12 protein-coding genes and 1 pseudogene are annotated in these 11,854 nt (G+C 70.7%); 11 read left to right on the top strand and 2 right to left on the bottom strand.

Annotated features, from left to right (window positions below; all coding sequences use genetic code 11):
* Positions 1-135 precede the first annotated feature (135 nt).
* Genes KDL01_RS33255 through KDL01_RS33245 form a run of 3 tightly spaced genes read left to right on the top strand, consistent with a single transcriptional unit; the run spans position 136 to position 1,521 of the window.
* Positions 136-516, top strand: a complete 381-nt coding sequence (locus KDL01_RS33255) for a roadblock/LC7 domain-containing protein (protein ID WP_246577351.1) — start codon at positions 136-138, stop codon at positions 514-516.
* Positions 513-884, top strand: a complete 372-nt coding sequence (locus KDL01_RS33250; RefSeq protein ID WP_212532651.1) for a DUF742 domain-containing protein — start codon at positions 513-515, stop codon at positions 882-884. Before KDL01_RS33255 ends, KDL01_RS33250 begins: the two co-directional genes overlap by 4 nt.
* Complete coding sequence (locus KDL01_RS33245; protein ID WP_307846730.1) at positions 865-1,521, top strand: GTP-binding protein; 657 nt, start codon at positions 865-867, stop codon at positions 1,519-1,521. Before KDL01_RS33250 ends, KDL01_RS33245 begins: the two co-directional genes overlap by 20 nt.
* A 54-nt stretch (positions 1,522-1,575) precedes the next feature.
* Here KDL01_RS33245 and KDL01_RS33240 read toward each other — a convergent pair whose 3' ends face one another.
* Positions 1,576-2,367, bottom strand: coding sequence for an MHYT domain-containing protein (locus tag KDL01_RS33240; protein WP_212532650.1), 792 nt, complete (start codon positions 2,365-2,367; stop codon positions 1,576-1,578).
* A gap of 362 nt (positions 2,368-2,729) precedes the next feature.
* Between KDL01_RS33240 and KDL01_RS33235 the strand changes: the two genes are divergently transcribed.
* The 3 genes from KDL01_RS33235 (at position 2,730) to KDL01_RS33225 (ending at position 6,744) form a co-directional block, all read left to right on the top strand.
* Positions 2,730-3,674: a hypothetical protein gene (locus KDL01_RS33235; RefSeq protein ID WP_212532649.1), complete on the top strand. Its 945-nt coding sequence runs from the start codon at positions 2,730-2,732 to the stop codon at positions 3,672-3,674.
* Positions 3,675-4,189: 515 nt separating this feature from the next.
* Positions 4,190-5,776, top strand: coding sequence for an alpha-L-arabinofuranosidase B (locus KDL01_RS33230; protein ID WP_212532648.1), 1,587 nt, complete (start codon positions 4,190-4,192; stop codon positions 5,774-5,776).
* Positions 5,777-5,952: 176 nt separating this feature from the next.
* Positions 5,953-6,744, top strand: a complete 792-nt coding sequence (locus KDL01_RS33225; RefSeq protein ID WP_212532647.1) for a hypothetical protein — start codon at positions 5,953-5,955, stop codon at positions 6,742-6,744.
* Positions 6,745-6,777: 33 nt separating this feature from the next.
* Here the strand turns inward: KDL01_RS33225 and KDL01_RS33220 are convergent, their stop codons facing one another.
* On the bottom strand, positions 6,778-7,245 hold the full coding sequence (locus KDL01_RS33220) for a PPOX class F420-dependent oxidoreductase (RefSeq protein WP_212532646.1): 468 nt from the start codon (positions 7,243-7,245) through the stop codon (positions 6,778-6,780).
* Between KDL01_RS33220 and KDL01_RS33215 the strand changes: the two genes are divergently transcribed.
* From KDL01_RS33215 to KDL01_RS33195, 5 genes and pseudogenes are all read left to right on the top strand, one after another.
* Positions 7,244-8,692 carry a class II fumarate hydratase gene (locus KDL01_RS33215; protein WP_438802004.1) on the top strand — a complete coding sequence of 483 codons (1,449 nt, stop codon included), beginning with the start codon at positions 7,244-7,246 and terminating at the stop codon, positions 8,690-8,692. The two genes, KDL01_RS33220 and KDL01_RS33215, sit on opposite strands and share 2 nt — an antisense overlap.
* 53 nt (positions 8,693-8,745) lie before the next feature.
* Positions 8,746-9,642, top strand: coding sequence for an oxygenase MpaB family protein (locus KDL01_RS33210; RefSeq protein WP_212532644.1), 897 nt, complete (start codon positions 8,746-8,748; stop codon positions 9,640-9,642).
* A gap of 185 nt (positions 9,643-9,827) precedes the next feature.
* On the top strand, positions 9,828-10,169 hold the full coding sequence (locus tag KDL01_RS33205; RefSeq protein ID WP_212532643.1) for an effector-associated constant component EACC1: 342 nt from the start codon (positions 9,828-9,830) through the stop codon (positions 10,167-10,169).
* Positions 10,159-11,619 carry a caspase family protein gene (locus KDL01_RS33200; protein ID WP_212532642.1) on the top strand — a complete coding sequence of 487 codons (1,461 nt, stop codon included), beginning with the start codon at positions 10,159-10,161 and terminating at the stop codon, positions 11,617-11,619. Before KDL01_RS33205 ends, KDL01_RS33200 begins: the two co-directional genes overlap by 11 nt.
* Before the next feature lie 76 nt (positions 11,620-11,695).
* Positions 11,696-11,854 (top strand): annotated as a pseudogene (locus tag KDL01_RS33195) (SAM-dependent methyltransferase); the annotation flags it as partial.

Raw genomic sequence — 11,854 nt, 5'->3', positions numbered from 1 at the left:
ACCCGACCCGCCGAACGACGCGGGCCCCGGCCAATGGCTCGGCCTCCTGCATTCCGCACCCCGCGAGGGCCTGAGCCCGAGGAAGAAGAAGGAGGGGATGGCGCCGTGAACCGGCTTCGACCCGAACTGGACTGGATGCTCGAGGACCTGGTGGCCACGGTGCCGGGCACGAGGCAGGTGATGGTGCTCTCCGGCGACGGACTGCGGATGGCGCACCGCGGCGCGGACGTGGAGTTCGCCGACCGGCTGGCCGCCGCGTGCGCCGGAGTGCAGAGCCTGTCCGCGGCGATCGCGCAGATGCACCCGGGAGAGAGCCGGGAGGTGCGCCTGGTGGTGGTCGAGTCGGCGAACGGCTTCTTCTTCCTGATGGCCGCGGGTCCCGGCGCGTACCTGGCGGCCCTGGCCGACGCCGGCGTGGACGCGGGCCTGATGGGCCAGCAGATGCGCGATCTGGTGGCCCGGCTGGGCGATCACCTGGCCACCGGGCCGAGGGCGCCGGAACCCGAACCGGCATGACCCGGGCCCGACCGATGCCCGAGCTCGACGACCAGGACGCACGGGACCTGGCCCGCATCTACGTCATCACCGGCGGACGGGTCGGCCCCTCCGGCCGCACCACGATCGACCTGGTGACCCTGGTCGGCGCGATGGCCGCGGAGTCGGCCGGGCGCGCCCCGGAACACCGCGCGATCCTGCGCATGTGCCGCACCCCGCTCTCGGCGGCGGAGCTGTCCGCACACCTGCGGCTGCCCTTCAGCGCCACCGCCGTCCTGATCGACGACCTTCTCTCGGCGGGCCTGGTGATCACCCGCGCCCCGCGCACCCAGGTCCTGCCCGACCCCGAACTGCTGCAGGAGGTACTCCGTGGGCTTCAACGGCTCTGAGCCGTCGGCACCGGCCCCCACACCGGTGCCCGCCCTGGCGACGGCGCTGAAGATCGCCGTGGTCGGACCGCTCGGCGTCGGCAAGACCACCCTGGTGACCTCGGTCAGCGAGATCAGCCCGCTGACGACCGAGGAGACGATGACCCGGGAGGGCGCCCGGATCGACGTGCTCGGCCACCGCTCGACCAAGACCACCACCACGGTGGCGATGGACTTCGGCCGGATCAGCCTGGGCGAGTCCATCGTGCTCTACCTGTTCGGCACGCCGGGGCAGGAGCGGTTCTGGTTCCTGTGGGACGGCCTGGTGGACGGCGCGCTCGGCGCGGTGGTGCTGGTGGACGTGCGCCGGCTGGAGGAGAGCTTCGACGTGCTCGAACGCCTCGAGCGGCGCGGTTCGGCCTTCATCGTGGCGGCCAACGGCTTCCCCGAGGCGCCGGTCTACCCGGTCGAGACGCTGCGGCAGGCGCTGGACCTGCCGGACGGCGTGCCGGTGCTCAACTTCGACGCGCGCAGCCGGGCCGACTGCCGCAGGGTGCTGATCGCGCTGACGGAGTACCTGCTGGCGCTCTCCCGGCTCCCGCGGGCCGATCAGGACGATCAGGCGGCGCGGGAGCAGGTGCGCTCGTCCCAGGGCTGAGGCGGGCGGCGGGCGGCGGGCGTTCGAGCGTCGGCGGGCGCGGCGGCCGGAGCCTCAGCCGGCCCGGCGCATGGCGTCGAGCTTGCTCAGGTTCTCCTTGATCCGGGCCTCCTGCTGGAGCTCCTCCGCGCTCTGGCTCAGCCCGATGGTGAGCAGGATGGCGAAGGTGGAGACCACGACCACGGCCACCAGCGGCACGATCATCTGGCTCGCGGTCAGCCCGGAGCCGGCGGACTCCTGGGCGGAGGTGACCACCATCGCGGCCTCGCCGGTGAAGTGCATGCCGGTCACGGCCATGCCCATCAGCAGGGCGGCGCCGAGCATCGCGGGCGCGGCGTGCAGGTTCACCGCGAACCAGAGCGCGACCGTGGCCGCGGTGACCGCGATCAGCAGGGACAGCAGCACCAGCCAGATCCTGTAGTGCACCGAGGCCTGCATGTTCATCGCGGCCATGCCCAGGTAGTGCATGCCGGCCACGCCGATGCCGGTGACCAGGCCCGCCGGGATCAGCGCGGAGATGTCGCCGCGGCCGCGCACCGCGAAGTGCAGGCCGAACCAGACCACGGCGATGGACACGACCAGGCTGGCGAGCGTCAGCGGCAGGTTGTAGGTGATCTGGGTGCCCGGCAGCGAGTAGCCGAGCATCGCGATGAAGTGCATGACCCAGATTCCGGTGCCGCCGATGGACACGGCCCCGAGCCCGAGCCACCGCCGCCGGGCCCGGCCGGCCGCGGACCGGGACCTGGCCATGGCCGAAAGGCCCATGCCGCAGCCCACACAGGACATCGCATATGACAGCGCTATGATATAAGGGCTGCCATAGGAGCCCTGCATCTCGATACCCACTTCGCCACTCCCCACCGGTGAAACTCGAATAAGCGGACCCCGGCCCGCGAAAGCCGCAACCCGGGAGCCGACGTCGGTTCCCGGGTTCAAGTCCGTGTACGGTCGATCGGCTCCGGTCGCGAAGCCGGAGGGACGATCGAGACGCGCTGCGCACGGTGAACAGTTGAGCGTTGAACCGTGAGGAGCGCCCAGCAAAGGTACCGCCTCCGCCCCCGGCCGTCGAGTCTTCGAAACAATGCCGTGATCTCAAGAGTTCGATCAAGAAAACGCGAAGATCGAGATCGTGGGCACGCCGCCGTGTCGAGCCGGTCGAGCGCACCGGCATGGGCGCGCACGCGTGTCGTTCGCGCTACGGTGCGCGTATGCGCAATCGGGAGCGTAGACGGGACCCCCGCCGCGAGGAGGACCTGTTCCGCCACGGCAGCTCACAGGACTCCATACCGCCGATCGAAGACCTCATCCGCGCGACGCGGCGCGGCGCGAACGCCGCCCGCGGCCGGACGCGGAGCCGGACGCTGACGGAGGCGGACTTCCGGATCCGGCACCCGGTCTGGCTGACGGTCAGATTCGTGGCCTACGGCGCCGTGCTGCTGCTCGGCCTGGTCATGACGGTGGGCTTCTGTGCGGGAGCGGTGAGCCACTACGCCGACGCCGACACGCTCGCACACGCGCCGTCCTGCGCGCGGAGCGTGGATCTGACGACGTCGAGCGCGGACTGCGTGGGCACACTGGCGATGTCGTACGACTACGGCACCTACCCGCAGGGTTCCGAGGAGTATGCGATCGACCTGGTTCCGGCCGACGCGACCGGTACCGTCAACCCCTCCTACTCCCCCGCGTTCCCGCCCTCGACCGAGTTCGCCGACGCCGCCGGAGACGACGGGATACTGGACGCGACGTTCTGGCAGGGACGGATCGTCGCGCTGACGGCCGGATCCGGGGACGGCGCCGTCACCGTCATCACGGACGAGAACCCGGGCTATCCGGCCGGCACGGACGTCGCCGTCGCGCTGTTCGGGGCCAGCCTCACCCTCTTCGCGCTGCTGCTCGCCGGCGCCGCGCGCGCGGTACGCCGGTGGCTGCCGCCGGGGCTGCCGGTGCAGTTGCCGATGACCGGTATCGGGATCGGCATGATCGGCTGCTTCTTCACCGCGATCGGCCTGATCCTCCAGCCCGAGCGGGTGCTGCTCGCGGGCATCGTCGGACCGATCGTCACCGGGAGCATCGTCCTGCTGGTCTGGTTGCTGCTCTACCGGCTGGATCGGGCCACCCGGCGCAGAGTCATGGGCACGTATCTGGGCGGCTGAGCATCACGCCGGCAGCGGAGAATCACGGGAGCGCTCCCCCGACCCCACGCGGGAGAGCGCTCTCCGTGGCTCCCATGCTCACGCTCTCACAGGGGACTGTCAAGACCGGCCGCCTCGCGATCCGCCCGAGCGCCGGGCCCACCGCCCGCCGCGCCGCGCCGCCGCGGCCCCTTCGCCGCCCCCTCGTCGCCGCACCAGTGCCCCGTATTCGCCGCGTTGCGCGGCCGTTTTGTGCACGTTCACAAGAGTGCGCCGGTAAGTCTTGACGCACCCTCAGACCGCAGCCATAGTGTGACCCGTCGCACTACCGAGCCGCCCGACCCACCGGGCCGGCTGCGCAGCATCCACGCCCACTGAAATGTTAGCGCTAACAAAGGTATAGACCAATCTCCGCCCGGCCGCTCTGCCCGGCCGGGACGGACACGTCATGCCTCGACCCCGCGACCGGATCCGGACGCGAGGCCGCCGCGCGCACCGCGCCACCCCCCTGGAGATCCTGGACAACGGAGTTCAGCATGGTTCTGAGATCACGATCCGCATCCCCGTCCACCCGCGCTTCCGGCGCCAAGCGCACCCGCTCGGCGCGCGGCCGGCGGCTGCTCGCCTCGCTCGGCACCACCCTCGCCCTGGCCGCCGGCCTGCTCTTCTGCACGGCCGTGGCCTCGCAGGCCGCGACCCAGGAGCCCTGCGACATCCTGGCTTCGGCCGGCACCCCGTGCGTGGCCGCGCACAGCACCACGCGCGCCCTGTTCGCCGCCTACGACGGCCCGCTCTACCAGGTCGAACGCGCCTCGGACAGCACGTACACGAACATCAGCCCGCTCGCGGCCGGCGGCGCGGCGAACGCGGCCACGCAGGACTCGTTCTGCTCCGGCACCACCTGCACCATCACCAAGATCTACGACCAGACCTCCAACCACAACGACCTGACCGTCGAGGGCGCCGGCGGCAACGGCAGCGCCGACACCGCCTCCAGCGCGACCGCGCTGCCGGTCTACGTGGACGGATCCAAGGTGTACGGGGTCTACATCGCCCCGGGCAACGGCTACCGGGACAACTCCGCCACCGGCACGGCCACCGGGAGCGAGGCCGAGGGCGAGTACATGGTGGCCTCGGGCACGCACGTGAACAACGGCTGCTGCTTCGACTACGGCAACGCCGAGAAGAACAGCGACGACAACGGCAACGGCCACATGAGCGCGATCAACTTCGGCACCGAGTGCTGGTTCTCGCCCTGTACCGGCATCGGCCCGTGGGTCCAGGGCGACCTGGAGAACGGCCTGTTCGCCGGGGGCAACGGCTCGAACACCGCGAACACCGGAAACAACAGCTCGTTCGTGACCGCGATACTCAAGACGAACGGCACCAGCACGTACGCGCTCAAGGGCGGCAACGCGCAGTCCGGCAGCCTCACCACCTGGTACAGCGGCTCGCTGCCGACCACCGGCGGCTACATCCCGATGAGCCAGGAGGGCGGCATCGTCCTGGGCACCGGCGGCGACAACAGCAAGTCCTCGGACGGCAGCTTCTTCGAGGGCGTGATGACCGCGAGCGAGCCGACCGACGCGACCGACAACGCCGTGCAGGCGAACATCGTCGCGGCCGACTACACCCTGCCGAGCACCCCGTTCGTCTCCGGCGCCCGCCTGTCCATCCAGGCCACCACCGCGTGCTGCACCTCCGACTACATCCAGCACGACTCGGCGGACGACAAGGTCGTGATCGCCGCCGTCACCTCGTCGAGCACCTCCACGGCGAAGGCCGACGCGACCTGGATCGTCGAGCCCGGACTGGCCAACAGCAACTGCGTCTCGTTCCAGTCCGCGAACGAGTCCGGCTACTACCTGCGGCATTACAACTTCGAGCTCTACCTCGAGACGAGCGACGGGACCAGCCAGTTCGCCCAGGACGCCACCTTCTGTCCCCAGGTCGGCAACAGCGGCACCGGCTACTCGTTCCAGTCGCTGAACTATTCGAGCAAGTTCATCCGGCACTACAACTACACCGTCTACGTCGCGGGTGACGGCGGCTCGAACACGTGGGACTCGACCACGCTGTGGGCCGACGACACGTCCTGGGCGGCCGCCACGGCCTGGAGCTGACGGCACGTCGAAACCTTGGTGACGACCCGCTAGTCCGATCCCTCGTTCGGCCGAGTCCGCATACCGCGTGCTCGGCCGAACGGGTAGCGCAGCGCTTGCGACCGGTGGCCCGCGGACTTCTACTCGCCCTAACGGCACTCGAGGGCAGCGGGCCCGCGAGCGATGAGGAGGTCCGCGTGCTTTCGGCCAGAGCTCTCTTCCAGGAGATCTATCAGGACGACGAGGCCTTCCGGCTGTTCTGCAGCATCGCCATGGCCGGCGAGAACCAGGGCGGCTGGGAGAACGGCAGGATCGCCGAGCTGGTCGCGGACCGGCGGCTGGCGCCCAAGATCGCCCGGCACGGCGCGGACGAGGACAAGCACGGGCGCATCTTCCGGGGCCTGATGCGCAACCGCGGCCTCGAGCCGGTCGAGGTGCCGCGGGAGACGGACTACACCATGCTGCTCGAGCGCCGCGGCATCGGCCTCGCCCACTCCCGGCTGGCCCGCAGCGAGCCGCTCAACGACCACGACATCACCGTCTACCTCGTGCACAGCCGCGTCACCGAGCAGCGCGCGAGCGAGCAGATGAAGCTGCTGCGCCGGGTCTTCAAGGAAGACCCGCAGGTCGGCGCCGCCGTACGGATGATCAGCGCGGACGAGGACAACCACCTCGCCTACTGCCACGAGGAGCTGCTGCGCCTGGCCGCGCACGGCGACCGGCGCCACCTCGACCGGATCCTGCGCCGGACCGCGATGGCCGAGATCCGGATCTACCGGGACGTCAGCCTCGCCGTGATGGACCACATGGGCCGCATCCTGGGCTGGTCCGCGGCCAAGTCGGCCGTGCTGGCCGCCGGGATCCACGCCGTGTACGCGGCCGAACGCGTCGGCGGCTGGCGGCGGATGACGAGCCTGCGCGAGCCCGCCGTGCGCAACGCCCTCGGCGGCCCGGCCCCGCGCGAGGCGCTCAACCCGACGGCGATCTAGGCAGGCGCGGCCGCGCACCGCGGCGCGGCCGGCTCAGTCCTCGGCCAACTCCGGCGGGAAGCCGCCGGTGGCGATCGGGCCCCAGTGCTCGGGGGTGATCCGCAGCAGCGTCTTGCCCTGCTCGACCATGGCCGCGCGGTACTCGTCCCAGTCGGAATGCTCGCCGGCGATGCAGCGGAAGTACTCCACCAGCGGCTCGACGTCCTCGGTCGCGTCGATCAGCTCGGCGGTGCCGTCCACCTGCACCCAGGCGTCGCCGAACGCGTCGGAGAGCACGACGATGCCCACCCGCGGGTCGCGCCGGGCGTTGCGGGCCTTGGCGCGCTGCGGATAGGTGGCGACCACGATGCGTCCCTGCTCGTCCACACCGCAGGTGACCGGGGAGGCCTGCGGCGAGCCGTCCGCCCGGCGGGTGATCACCAGCCCGTTGTGCCGGGGGCGCAGGAACGCGAGCAGTTCCTCGCGTCCGACGGTCGTGTTGGTGGCCACTCGTCGCGTCATGCCCGCATTCTACCGATGCGCCGATACGGTGTTGGACGTGGACGAATTGGCACAGGATCGCATCGAACACGACTCGATGGGCGAGGTGCGGGTCCCCGCGCACGCCAAATGGCAGGCGCAGACACAGCGCGCGGTGCTCAACTTCCCGATCTCCGGCCGCACGCTCGAGCCCGCGCACATCCGGGCCCTGGGTCTGATCAAACAGGCCGCGGCGGTGGTCAACGTGCGGCTCGGCGTACTCGAACCCGAGATCGGCGCGGCGATCGCGGCGGCCGCGGGCGAGGTGGCCGCCGGGGACTGGGACGAGCAGTTCCCGGTGGACGTGTTCCAGACCGGTTCCGGCACCTCCTCGAACATGAACGCGAACGAGGTGGTCGCCACCCTGGCCTCGGCCCGACTCGGCCGCCGGGTGCACCCGAACGACGAGGTCAACGCCTCGCAGAGTTCGAACGACGTGTTCCCCTCGGCGATCCGGGTGGCCGCGGTGGGCCTGCTCACGCACGACCTGATCCCCGCACTCGAGGAACTCGACTCGGCGCTGGAGGCCAAGGCGGGCGAGTTCGCGGACGTGGTCAAGGCCGGGCGTACGCACCTGATGGACGCCACCCCGGTCACCCTCGGCCAGGAGTTCGGCGGGTACGCCGCGCAGGTGCGGCGGGGCGTGGAACGGCTGTGGGGCACGCTGCCGCGGCTGGCCGAGCTCCCGCTGGGCGGCACCGCCGTGGGCACCGGCCTCAACGCCCCGCCCGGGTTCGCCGAAGGGGTGATCAGGGAGCTGGCCAAGCACACCGGGCTGCCGCTGGTGGAGGCGGCCGACCACTTCGAGGCGCAGGGTGGGCAGGACGTGCTGGCCGAGGCCTCCGGGCAGCTGCGGGTGCTGGCGGTCTCGCTGGCCAAGATCTGCGGCGACCTGCGCTGGATGGGCTCGGGGCCGCGTGCGGGCCTGGCCGAGATCGGGCTGCCCGAGCTGCAGCCGGGTTCCTCGATCATGCCGGGCAAGGTCAATCCGGTGCTGCCGGAGGCGGTGCGCATGGTGTGCGCACAGGTGATCGGCAACGACGCGGCGATCGCGTTCGGCTGCGCGTCCGGGGAGTTCGAGCTCAACGTGATGCTGCCGATGCTGGCGCGCAACCTGCTCGAATCGATCCGCCTGCTCGCGACCTGCACCGCGCTGCTGGCGGAGCGCTGCGTACTCGGCATCACCGCGGACCGGGACCGCTGCCGCGAGTACGCCGAGTCCTCCACCTCGATCGTCACGCCGCTGGCCCCGGTCGTGGGCTACGAGGAGGCCGCCCGGATCGCGAAGCAGTCGCTGGCCGAGCGCAGGACGATCCGTCAGGTGGTCGCGGACCGCGGCCTGGTCGGCGAGGAGGCGGACAAGCCGCTGACCGCGGCCCGGCTGGAGGAGCTGTTGAACGTCACCGGGATGACCCGGCCTCCGCGCTGACGGAGGCGGTCAGTACCTTGGGATGGAGGTCTCGAGGTCGGGAGGGTACGGCGGTGGCGGTGTGGGACGGGCTGCGCGCTCGGATCCAGACGAAGGTGATCGACACGGTACACGGCGGCGACCTGCGGTTGGAGCGCTACCGCAGGCCGCCGGGCGACCCGGGCCTGTTCGGCCCGGACAGTCCCGTCTGGGACGTGCACGGGCACGCGATCGGCATGCTCACCGGCGGCTTCGCCGCGCTGATGCTGCAGTCGCTGCACCCGCTGGCCATGGCGGGCGTGGCCGAGCACTCGGACTACCGGGCCGACCCGCTCGGCAGACTGAGCCGTACGGCCAGGTATGTGACCATGACCGCCTTCGGCTCCACCGCCGACGCCGAGACGCAGATCGCCGCGGTGCGCAAGGTGCACACGTACATCCACGGCGTCACCCCGGACGGCACCCCGTACAGCGCCGAGGACCCCGACCTGCTGACGTGGGTGCACACCGCCGAGATACGCAGCTTCCTGGCGGGCTATCAGACCTTCGCCGGACGGCGCCACCGCCTCGGCGACGCGGAGTGCGACCGCTACGTGGCCGAGGTCGCCCTCCTCGCCCGCCGGCTCGGCGCGGTGCGGGTGCCGGAGTCGGTGTCCGAGATGGAGCAATACCTCACCCGCGTCCGACCGCAACTGCGCCCGACTCCCGCGGCCGTGCAGGCCGTCGGCTTCCTGCGCGCCTTCGGCCGGGACACGGTCGAGCGCACCGCCACCAGAATCCTGATGAACGGCGGCATCAGCCTGCTGCCCGGCTGGGCCCGCGCCCAACTCGGCATCCGCAGACCCGCCCTCGTGCGCCACCTCCTCGACCGCCCGGCCACCCGCCTCCTCGGCGCCCTGCTCTTTTGGGCCTGCGGCCCGTCCGAGGTCGTCGCGGCCGCGCGGGATCGGGCAGCTGCATCAGTGCACTGAATCGTTATCGGGGGCGTCCGGCGATTCCCTTCACGCGAGGCCGGTTTCCGGAAAACTCGTCAGTACTCGCATATGCCGTGTGCCCAGGCGGATGCTGCGACGGACGACTCAACGACGCGCGGACATCGTCGCGGTCCACACCGCGGACGGCGCCGTCCGCGGTGGCCGAGGTGGAGGGAATTGAGATGGCACAGCAAGCCGGCAGTGGCGAGGTCGAGCTTTCCGCGGGGGACCTCGAGGACTTCGACGCCGTCTACGCCGAGCTGCGCGGGCTCCCGGGAATCGCGGTCGAGGCGGTCCCGGCACCGGTGGAGCCGGGCGAGCAGGGCTCGGTGCTTGACCTGCTGACCGTGGCCTGCTCCGGCGGAGCGATCACGGTGTTCCTGGAGATCATCAAGACCCTGGTCGAGTCGCGCGGACCGGCCTTCACCCTGAAACTCCGGCGCGGCCGGAACCGGCTGGAGATCACCGCGGACAACATCGACGAGGTGCTGCCCCTGGTCAAAGAGATGTTCGATGGATCGTGACCTGTCGCGATCTCGTGCCATCCTGATCGGCAACGCCCGCTACAGCGAGCATCCCCGGATCCCGGACCTGCCCGCGGCCCGCGGCAGCGTGACGGCGATGGCCGAGCTGCTCACGAGCGAGCTGTGCGGGTGGCCCGCCGAGCGGGTCACCACGCTGGTGGATGTGGCCGCGCCACACGAGCTGGCCCGCCGGGTCCTCGCCGAGGTGCGCGAGGCGCAGGACGTCCTGCTGGTGTACTACGTCGGGCACGGGATGCGCACCCTGGACGGGCAGCTGGCCCTGGCCTTGGGCGACACCGACCCGCATCCCGAGGCCCTGCCGCACACCGCCATGCTCTACGACAACCTCACGAAGATCATGAGAGGCTGCCGGGCGGCCACCAAGCTGGTCATCCTCGACTGCTGCCACGCGGAACTGGGCAACCGGGCCAACTATGTCTTCCAGTCCGCCGACATCGCCGAGGTCTACCCGGTCGACGGCCTGTACTACATCGGCGCGAGTGCCCGGGACAAGAAGGCCAAAGCACCGCTGACCGGAGAGCCGACCTACTTCACCCAGGCCCTACTCGACGTCGTACACGCCGGCATTCCCCGCCTGCCCGCGACGCTCCGCCTGGACCAGATCTTCCTCGAGATGCGCGGCCGTCTACTGCGCGCGAGCCTGCCCGAACCCGTCGAAGCCGGCACCCGCGGCGCCCGGCAATACCCCTTCGCCCGCAACGCGGCCGGCCTGGAAGAACCGCCTTCTGCCGACCACCCGAAGGAAACCGCCGGGGCGCGACTGTCCGCCTTCACCCGGGCCAAAGTCGCCGTACCGTCGCTGGTCGTGGTCCTCGCCCTCGCAGCCGTGCTCGCGACCCGCCCGTGGACCGGCGGCTCGACGCACCTGTCCACGCCGCCCAGCAGCCCTACCGCCACCCACACCGGCGTTCCAGCCACGACCACAACGCCCAAACCCGCCTACCAGCAGACCGTGGGCACCGGCTGCACCCACACCGTCGACGCCGCGTTCGAGCCGCAGCCGGATGTGCCGTACACCGCATGGGCCACCGTGCCGGCGACCGGAACCGTGCCCACGACCACATGCGCGAACAACCTGCTGTACACCGAGCCCACCACGAAAACCGCCCCCGACCGCTGGATGAACTACGCCCAGTGGATCTTCAGCGACGTCCCGACTCACGAGGCGTGCACCTTCGACATCTACATCGCCCCGTCTACCTACTCTCAGTACGATGCGAAGTATTTCTGGGCCACCAACGAAAAAAGTGGCAACGACGACGTCGGCAACTCCTTCAAATTGCCCCAGGCCGAGCTTCACGGCATCTGGCGAACCCAGACCGCCGGCCCATTCCCCACCGGCAAGGCCGTGCTCAATCTCGTCGACTCGCGCACCAGCGGCAGCAGGGAGCCCATGACCGCCTCCCTCGTCACCCTCACCTGCAACTGACGGCAGGTCCCCCGACCGCAAAACCCTTAGACACTGCCGCAGCGTGCACGGAATCATCCTCGATGTGAAAATCGAGATGGCTCAGGAAGAGATCTGGGACGAGGAAGCCGCCCAGAACTACGACAAGAACGAGGGCATGTTCGCGCCCGAAATCCTGGCGGCGACGGTCGGGCGGCTGGCTGCGCTGGCGGACGGGGGGCCGGCGCTGGAGTTCGCGATCGGGACGGGGCGGGTG

This window comes from Actinospica durhamensis (assembly GCF_018139695.1).
Lineage (GTDB): Bacteria > Actinomycetota > Actinomycetes > Streptomycetales > Catenulisporaceae > Actinospica > Actinospica durhamensis.
This window is presented reverse-complemented; position numbering and strand designations above follow the sequence as displayed.

Bases quoted from the DNA above. Each gene is read 5' to 3' on its own strand.
- KDL01_RS33230 (WP_212532648.1), top strand. From the start codon at position 4,190: ATGGTTCTGAGATCACGATCCGCATCCCCGTCCACCCGCGCTTCCGGC.
- KDL01_RS33250 (WP_212532651.1), top strand. From the start codon at position 513: ATGACCCGGGCCCGACCGATGCCCGAGCTCGACGACCAGGACGCACGG.
- KDL01_RS33205 (WP_212532643.1), top strand. From the start codon at position 9,828: ATGGCACAGCAAGCCGGCAGTGGCGAGGTCGAGCTTTCCGCGGGGGAC.
- KDL01_RS33215 (WP_438802004.1), top strand. From the start codon at position 7,244: ATGCCCGCATTCTACCGATGCGCCGATACGGTGTTGGACGTGGACGAA.
- KDL01_RS33200 (WP_212532642.1), top strand. From the start codon at position 10,159: ATGGATCGTGACCTGTCGCGATCTCGTGCCATCCTGATCGGCAACGCC.
- KDL01_RS33235 (WP_212532649.1), top strand. From the start codon at position 2,730: ATGCGCAATCGGGAGCGTAGACGGGACCCCCGCCGCGAGGAGGACCTG.
- KDL01_RS33255 (WP_246577351.1), top strand. From the start codon at position 136: ATGCTCGAGGACCTGGTGGCCACGGTGCCGGGCACGAGGCAGGTGATG.
- KDL01_RS33220 (WP_212532646.1), bottom strand. From the start codon at position 7,245: ATGACGCGACGAGTGGCCACCAACACGACCGTCGGACGCGAGGAACTG.